General features: G+C 72.2%; 13 protein-coding genes and 1 pseudogene. 12 read left to right on the top strand and 2 right to left on the bottom strand.

What is annotated here, in order from left to right; genetic code table 11:
• Positions 1–71 precede the first annotated feature (71 nt).
• The 7 genes from ABH940_RS19845 (at position 72) to ABH940_RS19875 (ending at position 9615) form a co-directional block, all read left to right on the top strand.
• On the top strand, positions 72–734 hold the full coding sequence (locus tag ABH940_RS19845; RefSeq protein WP_370069857.1) for a TetR family transcriptional regulator: 663 nt from the start codon (positions 72–74) through the stop codon (positions 732–734).
• Complete coding sequence (locus ABH940_RS19850; RefSeq protein WP_370105863.1) at positions 731–2407, top strand: acyl-CoA dehydrogenase family protein; 1677 nt, start codon at positions 731–733, stop codon at positions 2405–2407. The genes ABH940_RS19845 and ABH940_RS19850 overlap by 4 nt, the downstream gene beginning before the upstream one ends.
• Positions 2408–2444: 37 nt before the next feature.
• On the top strand, positions 2445–3077 hold the full coding sequence (locus ABH940_RS19855; RefSeq protein ID WP_370105864.1) for a DinB family protein: 633 nt from the start codon (positions 2445–2447) through the stop codon (positions 3075–3077).
• A gap of 14 nt (positions 3078–3091) precedes the next feature.
• Entirely contained in the window at positions 3092–4045 is a 954-nt protein-coding gene (locus ABH940_RS19860; RefSeq protein WP_370069851.1) for a phytoene/squalene synthase family protein, read from the top strand.
• Positions 4046–4211: 166 nt separating this feature from the next.
• Positions 4212–4787 (top strand): hypothetical protein, encoded by a 576-nt coding sequence (locus tag ABH940_RS19865; RefSeq protein ID WP_370105865.1) that lies wholly within the window; start codon positions 4212–4214, stop codon positions 4785–4787.
• 68 nt (positions 4788–4855) lie between these two features.
• On the top strand, positions 4856–5158 hold the full coding sequence (locus ABH940_RS19870) for a hypothetical protein (RefSeq protein ID WP_370069847.1): 303 nt from the start codon (positions 4856–4858) through the stop codon (positions 5156–5158).
• 434 nt (positions 5159–5592) lie between these two features.
• Positions 5593–9615 (top strand): SpoIIE family protein phosphatase, encoded by a 4023-nt coding sequence (locus tag ABH940_RS19875; RefSeq protein WP_370105866.1) that lies wholly within the window; start codon positions 5593–5595, stop codon positions 9613–9615.
• A gap of 19 nt (positions 9616–9634) precedes the next feature.
• Here ABH940_RS19875 and ABH940_RS19880 read toward each other — a convergent pair whose 3' ends face one another.
• A complete protein-coding gene (locus tag ABH940_RS19880; RefSeq protein WP_370069843.1) occupies positions 9635–10006 on the bottom strand; it encodes a YbjQ family protein in 372 nt (123 codons plus the stop codon).
• Positions 10007–10109: 103 nt separating this feature from the next.
• Positions 10110–12305: a PQQ-binding-like beta-propeller repeat protein gene (locus ABH940_RS19885; protein WP_370105867.1), complete on the bottom strand. Its 2196-nt coding sequence runs from the start codon at positions 12303–12305 to the stop codon at positions 10110–10112.
• A 166-nt stretch (positions 12306–12471) separates the two neighbouring features.
• Between ABH940_RS19885 and ABH940_RS19890 the strand changes: the two are divergent.
• The 5 genes and pseudogenes from ABH940_RS19890 to ABH940_RS19910 all read left to right on the top strand — a co-directional run bounded on the left by ABH940_RS19890 (position 12472) and on the right by ABH940_RS19910 (position 17260).
• Positions 12472–14084 (top strand): annotated as a pseudogene (locus tag ABH940_RS19890) (APC family permease).
• A 152-nt stretch (positions 14085–14236) separates the two neighbouring features.
• A complete protein-coding gene (locus ABH940_RS19895; RefSeq protein WP_370069839.1) occupies positions 14237–15043 on the top strand; it encodes a DUF4232 domain-containing protein in 807 nt (268 codons plus the stop codon).
• Positions 15043–15681, top strand: coding sequence for a class F sortase (locus tag ABH940_RS19900; RefSeq protein WP_370105868.1), 639 nt, complete (start codon positions 15043–15045; stop codon positions 15679–15681). Before ABH940_RS19895 ends, ABH940_RS19900 begins: the two co-directional genes overlap by 1 nt.
• Before the next feature lie 39 nt (positions 15682–15720).
• Complete coding sequence (locus tag ABH940_RS19905; RefSeq protein WP_196194138.1) at positions 15721–16215, top strand: RNA polymerase sigma factor; 495 nt, start codon at positions 15721–15723, stop codon at positions 16213–16215.
• On the top strand, positions 16199–17260 hold the full coding sequence (locus tag ABH940_RS19910; RefSeq protein WP_370069835.1) for a DUF4232 domain-containing protein: 1062 nt from the start codon (positions 16199–16201) through the stop codon (positions 17258–17260). Before ABH940_RS19905 ends, ABH940_RS19910 begins: the two co-directional genes overlap by 17 nt.
• Positions 17261–17370: the final 110 nt, after the last annotated feature.

Raw genomic sequence — 17370 nt, forward strand, 5'->3', positions numbered from 1 at the left:
CGGCGGCGTGCTGCCGGGGCTCCTTTGCGTCCGGGGTGGATCGAAGGTCTGAATGATGGTTCACTTCTTTCATGGCCTACCGCGAGACCCCTGCCGTGCGACGTCGACTCGACGCCGCACGCGACCGGCTGGTCGCGAAGGCCACGGACGTCGTGGCCGAGGTGGGCTGGGCCGGGGCGTCGGTGACGGTGGTGGCCGCTGCCGCCGGGATGTCGGCTGGCTCCGTCTACCAGCACTTCGCGTCCAAGGCGGCGCTCGCCGTCGAGGTCTTCCGGCGCGCCTCCGGGCGTGAGGTCGAGGTGCTCGGCGAGGTCCTGCGGCAAGGCAGCGGGGACCCGGTCGAACGGCTCGCGCACGGAGTCGAGGTGTTCGCGCGGCGCGCGCTGGAGCGTCGCGGGCTCGCGTACGCGCTGCTGGCCGCGCCCGCCGACCCGGCCGTCGGCGCGGAGCGGCTGGAGTACCGCCGCCGCTACCGGGCGCTCTTCGCGGAGGTGGTCCGCGAGGGCGTCGCCATCGGACTGCTGCCGGAGCAGGACCCCGAGATCACCGCAGCCGCGCTCACCGGCGCGATCGGCGAGATCCTGGTCGATCCGCTTGTCGAACCGACGGACGCCGCCGAGCGCCTGGTCGCCGAACTGCGTGCCCTGTCGCTGCGCTGCGCGGGCGCAGCCGCCCGTCCCGCCCATCGACACCCATCGACGATGACCGACCCTGACCGACGGAGGACCCGATGAGCACCGCCGCTGACCTGCCGCTGCGCAGCGAGCCGAGCGCACGTACGCACGAGGTGACCAACCAGGTCCCGCCGCTGGTAGGCCATGACGTCGCCGCGGACCCGGTGCTGATCGAGGGCCTGCACCGGGAGGGCGCCGGCTGGTACGAAGAGGACCTGCACCGCGTCGGGCGGCTGGCCGGCAGCGAGGAGGTCCAGCACTGGGCCGACCAGGCCAACCGCCACGAGCCCGAGCTGCGCACCCACGACCGCTACGGAAACCGCATCGACGAGGTTGAGTTCCACCCCGCCTACCACCAGTTGATGGACGTCGCCGTGCGCGAGGGCATGGCGGGCGCACCCTGGGTGGAAGCCCGTCCGGGCGTCCATGTCGCGCGCGCCGCAGCCTTCATGACCTGGAGCACCGCCGAGGCCGGGCACGGCTGCCCGATCTCGATGACTTACGCCGTCGTCCCCGCGCTCCGCGCGCAGCCCGAACTCGCGGCGCAGTACGAACCGTTGCTGGCCAGTCGGGTCTACGACCCCGGGCTGCGCGCGCCGCTCGGCAAGCGCGGGCTGCTGGCCGGGATGGGGATGACCGAGAAGCAGGGCGGGACCGACGTCCGCGCCAACACCACCACGGCCGTCGAGCGTCCGGACGGCACCTGGCGGCTGCGCGGCCACAAGTGGTTCACCAGCGCGCCGATGAACGACGTGTTCCTGGTGCTGGCGCAGGCGCCCGGCGGGCTCTCCTGCTTCCTGGTGCCGCGCGTGCTCCCGGACGGCAGCCGTAACACCTTCCGGATCCAGCGGCTCAAGGACAAGCTCGGCAACCGCTCCAACGCCAGCAGCGAGCCGGAGTTCGACGACACCGTCGCCTGGCTGGTCGGGGCGCAGGGGCAGGGCGTGCGGACCATCATCGACATGGTCACCATGACCCGGCTGGACTGCATCCTCGGCTCCGCCTCCGGCACCCGCGCCGCGTTGGCCCAGGCGGCCCACCACGTCCGGCACCGCTCGGTCTTCGGCGCCAGGCTGATCGACCAGGCGCTGATGCGCAACGTCATCGCCGACCTCGCGCTGGAGTCCGAGGCCGCCACCACGCTCGCGCTGCGCGTCGCGGGTGCGGCCGACCGGGCCCAGCGCGGCGACGCGGGGGAGCGGGCCTTCCTGCGGCTCGCCACCGCCGTCGGCAAGTTCTGGGTCTGCAAGCGCCAGCCCGCGGCCGTGGTGGAGGCGCTGGAATGCCTGGGAGGCAACGGTTATGACGAGGCGTCAGAGATGCCCCGGCTCTACCGCGAGGCCCCGCTCAACGGGATCTGGGAGGGGTCCGGCAACGTCCAGGCGCTCGACGTGCTCCGCGCCCTGGCCCGCGAGCCGGAGTCGCTGCACGCCTTCGCCGCCGAGATCGAGGCGGCCAAGGGCGCCGACGCCCGCCTCGACGCGTCCTGGGACGCCGTCCGCGCGGAGCTCGCCGACCCGGAGCAGGCCGAACTGCGCGCCCGCCGCCTGGTGGAGCGACTGGCGTTGACGCTCCAGGCCTCGCTGCTGGTCCGGCACGCGCCCGCGGCGGTCGCCGACGCCTTCTGCGCCTCGCGCCTGGGCGCGGACCGGTCGTTGGTGTTCGGCGCACTGCCCACCGGGGTGGACCTCGCCGCCGTCATCGGGCGGACGCCGGTCGGCCTGGCCGGGTAGGTTCCCTCCCAAGGTGACGCCTGTTCCCGGAGGTCCGATGCCCGCGCCCGCCCGACTCGTCCCGCTGCTCGACCAGTTCGACTTCGCCTGCACCCGCTTGGTGCAGCGGCTGGCCGGACCGTTCTTCGACAGCGGGAACGGGACGGATCTGGAGCTCGCGCCGATGACCGACGCCGAGTACCTCTGGGAGCCGTTTCCCGGCTGCTGGTCCGTGCGCCGCCACGCCGACGGGCCGGGCAGCCGCGCGGATCTGCTGATCGGCGCGGGCGAGTGGGGACGCGACGGCGCGCCGCAGCATCCCACCCCGCCGCCGTTCACCACGATCGCGTGGCGGCTCAGCCACCTCTCCGAGCTGCTGACACTGCGGGCCGACCACACCGCCGGCGACCACAAGCTGAGCCGGGACGACTTCACCACCCCCGGCGACGCGGTCGGTGCCGTCGCGGCGTTCCAGGCGGCGGCCGGGGCCTGGCGCTCGGCGCTGCGCTCGGTCGAGGACGACGCGGTCCTCGACACGGTCGGCGTGAGTACCTACCCGTACGGCAGCGACCCCGAGGACCCCTTCGTCGAGACGGTCTGGTGGGCCAACCAGGAGGTGCTCCACCACAGCGCCGAGATCGCGCTGCTCCGCGACCTGTACCGGGAGACGGGACCAGGTAGCGGCATCTGACAGGCTGTGGGCCCGTGACCACCTGGAACAGGACCCTGGACGCGGCCGGGGTGCACGATGCCGTTCTCCGCTCCGACTACGCGGCGCAGCGCCGGGTGGTCGCCCGGTACCGGCCCGAGGCGTATCTCGCGGTTCGGCTGCTCGTGCCCGCCGCGCTGGTACCGCATGTCGTCGCCGCGACCGCGTTCATGCACCGCAACGACGACGTGCTCGACTCGGAGGACGGGACGGCCGACCGGGACGTCCGCCGCGCGGAGTACGGGAGGTTCGCCGCGTCCGTGCGGGACGCGCTCGCAGGCGGCACTCCCGCCGGACCGGAGGCACCCCTGCTGCGCGCGCTCGCGCACAGCGCGTCCGCCCGGCCCGAACTACGCGAGGCCGTCGAGGAGTTGCTGGAGACCGCACTCGCCGACCTGGACTTCGTGGGCTTCACCACCGAGGCCGACTACCAGAGTTACCTCGACGCCTACGCGCTGCCCGCGCTGATGGTCGTCGCCTGCCTGTTGGGCCCTGTCGGTGCCCAGCCCGACGAGCGGTTCCGTGCCGCCTGCCGCACCTTCATCGACGGCGGCCAGCGGCTCGACTTCGTCAACGACCTCGCCGAGGACCTGGCCGCGGGCCGGTTGACCGTTCCGACCGAGACGCTCGACGCCTTCGGCGTCACGCGCGCGGACCTGGTCGGGGAAGAGTCCTCCGGGACGGCGGCGCTGATCCGGCACCTGCTGGACCAGGCCCGGACGACGTTGGTGCAGGGGCGCGCCTTGGTCGCGCTGGTCCCGCCCGAGAACCGGCCGATGACCCGGGCGCTGATCGGGCTGGAGGAGCTCACCGCGGCCGCCGCCGCCCGCAAGGGGCCTGCGCTGCTTCAGGGTTCGGCCCGGCCGTCCGTGCCCTCGGCGCTGGCGCTGTTGCTGCGTGAGTACCGCGAGGCCAGGCGGGTCCGCAGGGGGCGGTCGGGCACACGGTAGGTTGTCCGACCGTGCGCGTCGCGGGGAGCGGTCACGCGCACGGAACGGAACACGAACCGGGGGACGAGTGATGGCACGGAAGCAGCCTGCGCAGAAGACGCGGAGAAGCGGGCAGCCCGAGCGTCGCGGGCTGGAATGGGACGGTCCCGTTCGTGTGCGGAGCAGGATGGCGACTCGGCCCGCCCGGCGTGAAGGGATCAGCTGCGCCGGAGTCATCGCGTTCTTCGCCCTGCTGGGACTGACGATCGGAGCCTGCGTCGGCGTGGTGACGGCCGCCGAGGGAATCGGCACGCAGCTCGGCCTGCGTGAGAGTACGGTGCTGCGGATGACCGTCCTGGACTGCGTGGACGTCCCGAGCGGCAAGTCGACGGTCACCAACTGCGAGGGCTCGGGCGATCCGGGCCGGAGCGGTGTCACGTCCGGCCTGTGGAAGATCGACGACGCGGACGCCCACTACGGCTTCGGCACGCGCCTCAACGTCCGGTGCACCCCTGGGGGTGACTGCACGGCGGTCGGCATGGGTGGCCTCGCCGAGGACCTGGCCGGGCTCGCCGCGGCCCTCTTCTTCGCGTCGATGGGGTTGTTCAGCTTCGTGATGGTGACCGGGAACATGTTCTTCCCCCGGCGGCTGGAGCGGATCCGCCTGCGGCCGTCGCGGCTCGGGCGTCGCATCACGCTGGGCTGGTTCGGCGCGCTCGGGCTGCTGTTCGTGACGGCGGTCGTCCTGGGTGTGCTGAGCTGACCGGCGCGCGTACCGTGGAGATGTTCCCGGGGGGTACGCCACCTTGGCGCCACGGAAGGCGGCCCGCGATGAGCCTGCTTCACCGACACAAGACGACAGCCGTCAAGCCCCGCGTCGACGACATGGTCGACTCCGAGGGCGGCGGCTTCCACCACGCGGCACGGCAACCGATGGTTGACGTGGCGCCCTACGCCAGCGACGGGCGCTACCGGCTGGTCCGGCTGGGCGACCACACCGAACCGCTGGCCCGCGAGGAGTTCGTCCCGCGGATCCAGCAGCTCTACCCGCAGCTCGACCTCGACGACGCCGAGATGGTCCACTGGGCCGACCGGCCCTGGGAGTGGCCGACCTGGCACCCCGGCGAGGCCTGACGCCCCTGGCGAGGCCGGCCGCCCTGGCCGGCCGCAGTCGGCCGCCGCCGGTCGCACCGGTGGCCCGGTTCACCCGTGCGGACCTGAGCGCACACTCGGCCCGGAGACGACGCACGTCTCCGGGCCGTGGTGCTGGGTGGCGCTGCGTGGCGCCGCGACGCGCTCCAGGACGCCGCGGGTGGAAAGCCGGTGGTCGCCCGCCGTGATCCCGTCCGCGCGATCTTGTCCACGCGATCTTCTCGGAACGGGTTTCCTTGGGCCGCCTCCTGTGATTCCCTGTGTTCTTCCGCGCTGGTGCGACGTTTGTTCGCACTGGTGCCCGCCGGTTTCGTGCTACCCCGATCGGCGGGCGCTCCGCGAGCGGCGTGCGGGGAAGGTGGGAAGATTGGGGAGCGGGAGCGATCATCCTTCGGGCTCCGGGCGGTTATCTGACCATGGGATCAGACGAGCAGGGCAGCGGCCCCGGTGCACGCCGTGCGGCGGCGGGCGGGCAGCCGCGTCCGGGTGGACTGCTGACCATCCCCATCGCCACCGCGCTGATCGAGGACGACGGCCGGATCCTGCATTGGAGCGCCGACGCCGAGCTGCTGCTCGGCTACAGCGCGGTCGAGGCGGTGGGACGCTATGCCGCCGACCTGCTGACCACGCCGGAGAACCGTCCCGAAGTGGTGCAGCTCTTCGAGTCGATAGTCGCCGGACGGAGCTGGTCCGGCGTCTTCCCGGTCCGGCACCGGGACGGGCATCTGGTCAACCTGGAGTTCCGCACCCACCCGCTGACCGGCCCGAACGGGCACCCGCTGGTCCTCGCCGTCGCCTCCGACGTGCGCTCGCTGCGCCGGCTCCAGTCGAACCTGGCCGTGCTGGACAGCTTCTTCACCCAGTCGCCGGTCGGCATGGCCGTCTACGACGACCAGATGCGCTTCGTCCGGCTCAACCACGCGCTGGCCGAGATCAACGGCCTGACCATCGAGCAGCACCTGGGCCGCACCGTCTCCGAGATACTGCCCGGCCTGAACGGCGAGGAGATCGAGGCGGTGATGCGCGGCGTGCTGACCAGCGGTGAACCCGTCGTCGACGCGCGCTCGCACGGCATCACCCCCAGTGATCCCGAGCAGGAACACGCCTGGTCGGCCGCGTACTTCCGGCTGGAGGAGCCGACCTCGGGCCGGGTGCTCGGGGTCAGTTCGACCATCGTCGACGTCACCGAGCGGTACCTCGCGGAGTCGCGCGCGGCGCGGGCGCGTGAGCGGCTGCAGATCCTCTTCGACGCCAACTCCCGGATCGGCACCACGCTCGACCTGGTGCGCACGGCCCGCGAGCTGGTCGACGCGATGGTGCCCAAGGTCGCCGACCTGGCCGCCGTCTTCGTCCTGGAGCGGCTGGTCTCCGGCGAGCCCGAGGCGGGCGAGGACGGCCACGAGCACGGCGGCGCCGGACGGGCCCACCCGCACGTCCACCTCCACGGCCACGGCGCCGACGCCGACGGGGACGACGCGGGAGGCGGACGGGGCGACGTGACGCCACCGATCGACCGCGTGCGCAGGCTGGCCGTGGCCTCCACGGAGACCGGACCGGCCGGAACAGCGGGCACAGCCGACATCGCCGTCTTCGACATCCCGCCCGACTCCGCCTACGCCGTCGCGATGACCACCGGACGGACCGTCACCCTGTCGCCCGACCAGCCGGGCAGCCTGCTGGCGACCCTGCTCGGCGTGAACGGGCGGAACGGGCGGAACAGCCGGAACGGCCCGAGCGGGGTCGGTCCGGTCTACGGGGGTTCAGGCGCCGCTGAGCCGACCGTTGAGCAGACGGTCCGTCAGTTCGCCCAGTACACCCCGCCGCAGAGCGATCCGGGGTCGGCCGCGCAGGACGGGAACGAACCGGGGCCGGTCCGGATCACGCCGCTGGTGGCCCGTGGCTCGGTACTCGGCATGGTCGTCTACCTGCGCCGTCCGGGTCGCGAGGCGTTCGAGAGCGAGGACGTGACCCTCGGCGACGAGCTCGCCTCCCGCGCCGCCGTCGCCATCGACAACGCCCGGCTCTACCTGCGCGAGCACCAGACTCTGCTGGAGCGGCAGCAGACCCTTGCCCAGGCCAACGCCGCCCGCGAGCGGTTGGCCCTGGTCAACGAGGCCTCCACGCGCATCGGCACCACCCTCGACCTGCAACGGACCGCCCTGGAGCTGGGCGAGGTCGGCACCCAGGGCCTGGCCGACGCGGTCGTCGTCGAGGTGCTGGAGGATCTGGTCAACGACACCGGTGAGACCGCCGGGCCCCGCGGACCCGCGGACCGTTCCGCGCTGCTGCGCCGCCTGGCCTTCCATACCCGACCGGGCGCAGGCATGAGCCCGGTCGCCCCCGTCGGCGACGTGCACCGGTTCCACCCCGCCACCCCCTACGCCTGGTGCCTGGCCCACCGGCGTCCGGTACTGGTGCCGCAGGTGGACGAGCAGGCGCTGCGCTGGTTCGACGCCGATCCGGCCCGTGCGCAGGCCGTCCTGGACGACGGCATCCGCTCCTTCATGGTGGTGCCGCTGATCGCGCGCGGCATGGCGCTCGGCGTCGCGGCCTTCTACCGGACCGTCACCGACCGCCCCTTCGACGCCGAGGACCTGGCGCTCGCAGGGGAGTTGGCGGCCCGCGCGGCCGTCTCCATCGACAACGCCCGGCTCTTCACCCGCGAGCGGGACGCGTCCCTGGCGCGGGAGCAGGCGCTCGTCGAGGCGCACGAGGCACAGGCCAGGCTGGCCCTGCTCAACGACGCCTCCACCCGGATCGGCACCACGCTGGACCTGCAGCGGACCGCCGAGGAGCTGGTCGAGCTGGTGATCCCGCGTTTCGCCGACTTCGTCACCGTCGACCTGCTCGACTCGGTCGTGGAGAACGGTTTCGGCGACGACGAGCCCCGCATCCCCGAAGACGGACGGGTGCTGCTGCGCGCGGTGGCCGTCGGTGAGGTCGACGGCATCGACATGGTCGGAGCGGCCGACAACGTGGGCCAGGCCTCCAAGTCCGCCGCCGTCTACGCCGAGAGCCTGCGCACCGGACGCTCCATCCTGATCGACCAGGTCGACGAGGCCGCGCTGCACCGGATCACGGCCCACCCGGACCGGGTGGAGCCCGCGCTGAAGGCGGGTGTCCACTCGTATCTGATGGTCCCGCTGCTGGCGCGTGGTGCGGTGCTGGGCGGGGCCGAGTTCATCCGGCTGGTCGACACCGTCCCGTTCTCGCCGGAGGACGTCGCGCTCGCCGAGGAGCTCGCCGCGCGGGCGGCGATCGCCATCGACAACGCGCGGCTCTACCGGCGCGAGCGCAACACCGCGCTGATGCTCCAGCACGCCCTGTTGCCGCAGGAGATCCGGACCACCCCCGGCCTCGACATCGCCTACCGCTACCTGCCCGCCAGTGTGATCAGCGAGGTCGGCGGCGACTGGTTCGACGTGGTCCCGCTGAGCTGCGGCCGGGTCGCCCTGGTCGTGGGCGACGTGATGGGCCACGGCATGCAGGCCGCCGCCAGCATGGGCCAACTACGCACGGCAGCACGCACGTTGATCGCCATGGACCTGGCCCCGGACCGGGTGCTGCGCCGTCTGGACGAGACCGCGTCGGCGGTCGGCGAGGGCCAGTTCGCCACCTGCGTCGTCGCGGTCTTCGACCCGGTCGACGGCAGCGTCTCCATCGCCTGCGCCGGACACCTGCCGCCGGTGCTGGTCGACCCGGACGGCAACGCCACGCTGGTCGAACTGCCGACGGGCGCTCCGCTCGGAGTCGGCGGGGTGCCGTTCCGCAGCGTCGAGTTCACCCTGCCGGGGGACGCGGTGCTCTGCCTCTACACCGATGGCCTGGTCGAACGACGCGACCGGGACCTGGACGTCGGCCTCGACCTGCTGTGCCGGACCGTCGCCGAGAAGCGCGCCTCGCTCGAGGAGCGCTGCGACGCCGTCCTGGACGCGCTCGCCGCGCGCAGCAGCGAGGACGACATCGCCGTCATCATGGCCCAGGCACTGCGCCGCCAGGCCGACTGGATCGCCACCCTCGAACTCTCCGGCGACCCCGCGGTCGTCGGCAAGGCCCGCCACTTCGTCCGCGAGACCCTTGCCGGGTGGGGCCTGGACTCCCTCTGCGACGTGGCGGAGCTGCTGGTCAGCGAGCTCGTCAGCAACGCGCTGCTGCACGCGGATCAGCCGACCGAGCTGCGCCTGATCCGCGACCGGGTGCTCACCATCGCGGTCACGGACACCGATGCCCGCGCCCCGCGGCTGCGGCACGCGTCGACGGAGGACGAGGGCGGCCGGGGCATGCACCTGGTCAACGAGCTGGCCCGGCGCTGGGGCAGCCGGGCGCTCCCGAACGGCAAGGTGGTCTGGCTCGAACTGGAACTGCCCCACTGGGTCACCGGCCCGACGGAGGGCCCCACCGGTGGGGACGGCGACGGGCTGGTGACGAACAGCTTGTAGAACCAGCGGCTGGTAGGGCTCAGCCGTTGATCGGGGAGATGACGGCGGCGGTCCCGTAGGCGCAGACCTCGGTGCCGTTCCCGGCTGCGTCCGAGACATCGAATCGCATCATCAGGACGGCATTGCCGCCGCGTGCGCGGGCTTGGTCGATGAGGCGGTCCATGGCTTGGTTGCGGCTTTCGACCAGGGTCTTGGTGAGCCCGCGAAGTTCGCCGCCGGCGAGGGACTTGAGTCCGGCGCCGATCTGGGTGCCGATGTTGCGGGAGCGGACGGTGAGTCCGAAGACCTCGCCGATGATGCGGTCCACCGTGTAGCCGGGGATGTCGTTGGTGGTGACCACCAGGACATCCGGGGTGTGCTGACCGCCGCCGTACTCGTCGATGTTCGCCATGTGCCGCATTCTTCCCCGGTCCACGCTGCTGTGGCAGCAGGCACGACGGGGACCGTACTGGACTGTTACGGGCGTGGCAGCCGGCCGGGGGACTGAGCGCGCGTCAGCTCGGGCTACGGAAGGCGGAAATCGTGGTGCTCGAGGCCGTATAGAGGGTGGGCCCGGAGAGTGCGAGAGTCCAGGACTGCGTGCCGGGACCGGACGAGCGGCTCCAACGAGTGCTGCCGTCGGAGGTGTTGAAGACGGAGACGCCGCCCGAGGAGGCCATGGGTGCCGCGATCAGGTCCGCGTCCACGACCATCGACGGGCCGGTCGTCCCGACGGCGCCGAAGTAGTCGACCGTAGGCGTGCTGTGCCACAGCTGCCTTCCGGTGTGCAGGTCGAGCGCGAACAGGGAGTTGTCGCCCGAGACGATGACCTTGTCGCCCACGACCGAGGTGGAGTCAAGGCTGTCCGGCGCGTTCAACGCGGTCCACAGCCGGGCGCCGGTGGCCGTGTCCAGCGCGTTCACCTTGGTGTCGCTGACGAGCAGCACCCCGGTGGAGGCCGTGAGGGCCAGGCCGGGCCCTGCGGCCGGCAGGTTCGGTACGGCCCACAGTTGACGACCGGTGCGTGCGTCGAGGCTGGAGACAGTGCCGGAGTCGTACAGCAGGAACCGGGTGCCGTCGGAGACCACCTTCCCGTTCTCGGAGATGGTCGTACTCGACCACAGCACCCGACCGCTCGCGAACTCCACGGCGACCAGGGTGAACGCGTCGGTGTCGTCCCGGCCCGACAGCAGGGCAACACCTCCCGCGCTCGCCACCAGGAGGTCGATGGAGGCGCCGTTCGAGGTGACGACGGGGCTGCAGTAGAGCTGCCTGCCACCGGCGTCGAGCGCCGCCAGACGGAGGGTGTCCGTATCGACCGTGCAGAGCAGCAGGCTGCCCGTCACGCCGAGCCAGCTCACTGCGGGGTTGAAGGAACTCGGGGGCGGGTTGACCTTTCCGGTCCAGGCGGGGGTGCCGGTGGCGGGGTGGAAGGCCTGCGCCTTCGATGCGTCCCAGCAGACCAGCACGTCACCGAGGAGTTCCAGCGTGGCGGTGTTGCTCACGGAGGCGGGTTGCTGCCACAGCGGCGCGGGCCCGGTCGAGACCGTGGGGCCGGAGCTGGCGTGAATTCCGAGCGTTCCGAGCAGTCTGGCGCCCAAGCCGGTGTTGAGCGCGTACGCCACTCCTCCCCCGACCGCGAGCAGCGCCGCGCCGCCACCGGCTGCGGCCATCCTGAGCGCGCGCCGCCGATCTGGACCGGGGCCGGGGCCGGGGCCGGGACCAGGGCCAGGGCCGGGACCGTGGGCGTGAGCCTGGGCGGGGACCGGTACGGAGCTCGGGGCCAGGGTCGAGGTGGGCAGTGCGGCGACGGGCACCGGCGGCGCGGACAGCATCCGCTCGGCGTACTGCCGACGCTCGGTCAGTTGCCGCTGCAGGGCGGGGACCACAAGCGCGCCGGAGTCGGTGGGGCCGAGGGCCTCCAGCAGCTGCGGGACGGTTGGGCGGCGGCTCGGGTCCTTGTCCAGGCAGGCGGCCAGCAGTGGGGCCAAAGCTGCTGGTACGCCTTCCAGTTGGGGAGGCTCGTGGACGACCCGGTAGAGCACCGCCGGGGTCTGGCCCGCGCCGAAGGGGTGCCCACCGGTGGCTGCGTGGACCAGCACGCAGCCGAGCGAGAAGACGTCCGCCGGAGCCCCGGCCGTGCGGCCTGCCGTGAGCTGCTCGGGGGCGAGATAGCCGGGGGTGCCGACCGCCGCGCCGGTACGGGTGATCTGGGTGCCCCCGGAGCCGTCGACGGCCCGGCTGATCCCGAAGTCGATGACCTGCGGCCCCTCCGCCGCGATCAGCACGTTGCCCGGCTTGAGGTCGCGGTGCACCAGGCCGGCGCCATGGATCGCCGCCAACGCCTCGGCGAGGCCCGCACCGAGCGCGCGCAGTGCCGGCTCGGCGAGCACGCCGAAATCGCGCACCACCTCGTGCAGGGTGGGCGCGGGTACGTACGCCGTGGCGAGCCAGGGCGGCACGCCCTGGGCGTCGGCGTCCAGAAGTGGCGGAGTCCGGAACCCGTTCACGCGCTGCGCAGCCGCGATCTCGCGCTGGAACCGGGCACGGAAGTCCGGAGTCTCGGTGTGCTCGGGGCGGATCACCTTCAGCGCCACCAGCCGCGCGTCAGGCGAACGCGCCAGATACACCTGCCCCATGCCGCCCTCGCCGAGCAGCTCGAGCAGCTCGTACGGCCCGATGCGCGTCACGACTTCCCCGTCGGCTGCCATGGCGCCGAGCGTAGCCGAAGTAACTGACAGCCCACCAACTCCGGGGCAGGCCCCGATTCGCAGTGGATCTGCGCCACGACGGACAGAACGACCGGCCTCGGTGGGGCGAGCGAGATGGGAGGCCTGGGCCTCGATGGGACCACAGTGTTGGGGGGACGAGGGCTGCATGTCGGACGGTCAGGAACTGGCGGAGGCCGCCGCCGACGAGGTGAGGACCGAGGAGCGCAGGCTCCGACGGGACCTGGGGTTCTGGGGGCTCACGTCGATCGGGTTCTCCAACATCGTCGGGTCCGGGTGGCTGTTCGCCGCGATGTATGCGGCGCAGACGGCTGGTCCGGCGTCACTTCCGGCCTGGCGCGGGGCCGGGGTGCTGTGCGCGCTGGTCGCGCTGGTGATGGTGGAGCTCGGCGTGTCCGGCCGGAGGGCGGGGGGACCGTACGCTGGCCGCTCATCGCCAGCGGACGGCTGGTCGGGACGCTCATCGGCTGGTCGACGCTGCTGTCGGTGGGCGGGACCGCCGCCGAGATCAGCGCGATCATGCGGTACGCCGGGCACTACCTGCCCTGGGTCTAAAGGAACGGCAGCCTCACCGGGCCGGGGCTGGCCGTGGCGCTGGGGCTGAGCGTGCTGCTCACCGCGCTGAACTGGTTCGCGGTCCGGCTCTTCGCGCGGTTCAACAACCTGGTGTCGATCTTCAAGATCCTCGTGCCGGTGATCACCGTGGCTGCGCTCTTCGCGTCGGGTTTCCACTCCGGTAGGTTGACCGCCCCGGCGCACGGAGGGTTCGCACCCTACGGGTACGCGTCCGTGCTCAGCGCGCTCGCGGCCGGCGGCATCGTCTACTCGCTCAACGGCTTCCAGGCCCCGCTGGACTTCTCCGGCGAGGCGCGCAACCCCCGCCGCACCATGCCGGGTTCGGTCCTCGCCGGGATCGGGCTGGCGCTGGTGCTGTACCTGGCACTGCAGTTGGCGTTCCTCTACACCGTCCCCGAGCGCCTGCTGGGCCACGGCTGGTCGGGCGTCAGCTTCGACTCGCCGTTCGGCCAGCTCGCGCTGATCCTCAACCTGCAGTGGCTGTCCAGCCTGCTCTACGCGGACGCGGTCGTCTCGCCGGGCGGCTCGGCCTACGTAGGTGTCGGGATCGACGCTCGCCACACCTACGCCCTAGCGAAGAACGGCACCCTGCCGCGCTTCTTCATGCGCGTCAGCGGACGCGAAGGCGTCACGCACCGGGCACTGCTCCTCAACCTCGCCGTGATCGCCGTCTTCCTGCTGCCGTTCAACGGGTGGCAGCAGATCGTCAGCGTGATGGGCGACATGTATCTGCTGATCTACGCCGCCTCCGCGGTCGCCGTTGCGGTCTCCGCGGTCGTCCAGATGGGCGACTGCGCGGCTGGATTCCCGGGCTCGCCTGATCGCGCCGCTCAGCTTCATCGTCGCCAGCGAGTTCGTGTACTGGTCCGGATGGCACGATCTGCGCCTGGCGTTGCCGATGGTGCTCATCGGCCTGCCGATCTTCCTCCTGCTGCGGCCGGAGCACCGCGAGGAACCCCTGCGCGCGGAACTGCTGCGTGGCCTCTGGCTCGTGTTCTACCTGTTGGCACTGACGCTGTTGTCCTGGCTGGACTCGTTCAAGGGCTGGACCGGCTCACCGCGCCGGACGACTCGATCACGGTCGCCGTGGTCTCGCTGGCGGTGTTCGCCTGGGCGGTGCGGGAGGGGCGCAGTCTGCCCGTGGCGGCGCCCGCGGCCGCTGGGGAGGTAAATCAGCCGGGCTGACCGTCGGCAGTGGGGTCGTGCCTTGGGTATCGCCCTGGGTGTCGCCTTCGGTGTCGACCTGGGCCGACGGATTTTGACATCTCTTTACAACCCCGCCTCTCACTTCGTCGTCTCTCTCGTCGCTCATCCCGACCGAGAAGGAGACGCACGACATGCGCAGCAGGACACCCGCCGGAATCGCGTCCGCCGCGATAGCCCTCGCCGCCGCCGCGGTGGCGTTCGCGCCGCAGGCGAACGCCGCGACCGCGGAGACCGCAGCGGCCACGCCGCTCTGCTCGGCCTCGCAGCTCACCGCCGCGCTCGGGGGCGGCGACGCCGGGGCCGGGCAGATCTACACCTACCTGGTCGTCACCAACCACAGCTCGTCGGCCTGTCAGGTCGCCGGGTACCCGGGGCTGTCCATGCTGGATGCCCACGGCACCGAGATCGGCGTGCCGGCGACGCGCGAGAGCATGACGTACAGCTCCGTCGTGCTCGCGCCGGGCGCGTCCGCGAGCGACACCATCCACACCGCCAACCGGCAGACCGACAACCCGGGCGAGTGCCTGCCGGCCTCGACCGACCTGCGAATGTACGCGCCGGGCAGCAAGGTCGCGCTGACCTTCCCGGGCAAGATCACCGACTGCGACCACACGTTCTCGGTCACCCCGTTCGGCCCCGGCAACTCCGGGAACCCGTCGAACGCGCAGCCCACGGGCACTCCGTCCGCCTCGCCGAGCCAGGGCTCCTCGGGCGGCAACGGTGGTGGCACGGGCGGCACGCCGACCGCGGCCCCTTCCGCCACGCCCAGTTCGGAGGTCACTGCGGTGCCGAGTGGCGCCCCGGACACCGGCTTGGCGTCGACGTCGTCCGGGAGTGGCGACACCGGGCTGATCGTCGCCGGTGCTGCCGGCGTGCTGGTGCTGGGCGGCGCGGGTGCGGCGGCGCGGCGCCGGTCGCGCTCCCAGGCGCGGGGCTGATGGCGGCTCAGCTGCGGCAGTACGGGGTGCGGGGAGCGGTCGCGGCGCTGGTCGCGGCGGCCGCCCTCGTGCTGGCCGGCTGCGGTTCGGGCTCGTCCGGCAGCGTTGCCGGGAGCACGCCGAGTGATCCCGGCGGCAGCACCATGGCGTCGTCGACCGCCCCTGCCGCCGCCGCTCCGCTCGCCCGGTCCGTCCCGGCCCGGCTGCGGATTCCCGCGATCGGAGTCGACGCGTCCGTCATGCAGGTCGGACTGAACTCCGACGGCACGGTCGGCGTGCCGCCGATCGAGGCGAACGCGCCCGCCGCCTGGTACGACGGCTCGCCGACACCGGGGCAGACCGGCCCGTCAGTGATCCTCGGGCACGTGACGGTCGGCAGCTACGGGGACGGCGTCTTCCTGCACCTGTCCCGGCTGCATCCGGGCGACCAGGTGGAGGTGACGCTGCAGGACGGTGCGACCGCCGTCTTCCGGGTCGACTCCGTGCAGACCGTGGTGAAGTCGACCTTCCCGACGAACGCGGTGTACGGGAACGTCGACCACCCTGCGCTGCGTCTCATCACGTGCGGCGGACCGCACCTGAGTGGCGGCGGCTATCCCGACAACGTGATCGTCTACGCCTCTCTCAGCGGATCCTGACTCCCGACCGCCGCCCGGCTCGATGTAAGGAGAGCGGTCATCGCGTCACACTCCGAGGAGGACGCAGCCGATCTGTTCCGCAGCCTCTACCCGCGGCTCGCGGGCTGGTGCCGTCGCCTGGTCGACGACGACGGCACCGCCCACGAGATCGCCGCGGAGGCGTTCACCCGGCTGTGGGCCCGCTGGACCAAGGTGGAGGAGCCGACCGGTTTCCTCTACGTGACCGCGGCCAACCTGGTCCGCGACCATTGGCGCAGACTTGAGCGCGAACGGCGGGCACTTCGGCATGCGGGAAGGGAGGAAGCGGTGAAGCAGCAGCCGGACGCGGCGGACGACCCTTCCGTCCGCATCATGGTGGAGTCCCTCCCCGAGCGGCTGCGCGACCCGGTGCTGCTGTACTACTTCGCGGACCTTCCGGTGCGCGAAGTCGCGGTGCGACTCGGCCGCAACGAGGGCACCGTGAAGTCCGACCTGCACGCCGCCCGCGAACTGCTCCGCGCGACCCTTGGGGGACTCCATGAACGGACCCGCTGACCCACGCGGCCACGCGGGCGACCCCAACGAGCCCAATGACGCCACCGAGCCCAGCGACGCCACCGAGCGCGACGAGGGCAACGAGGCCAACCAGGCCAACGAGCGCGACGTTCCCGCGGGTGACCCTGTCGGGCCCGAGACGGACACGCTCGGCGGGGAGCCGACCGACACCGACGGACCTGAGTCACGGGGCGACTTGGGCGACTTGAGTGATCTGGGTGACCTCGGCGACCTGCTGCTGCCGATCGAGCCGATGCCCATCCCCGAGGGCGCGTTCACGCAGATCCGGCGGCGTGCGGTGCGGCGGAAGCGCAAGCGTGCCCTGGCCGGTGCGACCGCGTGCGTCGCCGTGCTGGGAGTGTCCCTCTACCTCGTCGGCGTACCCGCGCCGCAAGGGCCGGGAGAGGTGGTCACGCCTCCGGCGTCCGCGACCCAGGCCGTGCCCACCCCCGCTCCGGTCAGCACGAGCCCCAGCCCGAGCGCGTCCCCGAGCGCCGTGCCGACCCAGGCGCCCAGCCCCACGTCGTCGAGCACGCCCACCTCGCCGCCCACAGCGCAGGCGAGCGTCTCCGCGACACCCGCACCCGGCTCCACGGGGTCCGGTTCCGGTTCCGGAGGCGGGACGCCGCTCTGCACGGCCTCGCAGCTCAGCGCGGCGCTCGGCAGCGGGAACGCGGGCGCGGGTCAGATCTACTCCTACCTGGTGGTTACCAACCACAGCTCGGCGCCCTGTCACGTCACCGGCTATCCCGGGCTGTCCATGCTGGACGCCCACGGCGCCCAGATCGGCGCGCCCGCGACGTACGAGCACATCGGGTACAGCCCTGTCGTCCTCGCGCCGGGCGCGTCGGCCAGCGACACCATCCACACCGTCAACCGGCAGACCAACAACCCGAGCGAGTGCCTCCCCACCTCCACCTCGATGCGGATCTACCCGCCTGGCAGCCGCGCCTCGTTGGTCTTCCCGGGCCAGGTGACCAACTGCGACAACCTCTTCTCGGTCACCCCCTTCGGCCCCGGCGTCACCGGCAACCCGCCTGGTTGACACTGCTTTCGGGAGTACCACCTGTTTCTCTCGTCCCGATATTGATTTCATGACGATCCGACAACTATGGTTCTGGATCGAACCGTTGCGCAGTCGACCACCCGTTCGGG

This window comes from Streptacidiphilus sp. BW17, from assembly GCF_041262485.1.
In the GTDB taxonomy this organism is placed as follows: domain Bacteria; phylum Actinomycetota; class Actinomycetes; order Streptomycetales; family Streptomycetaceae; genus Streptacidiphilus.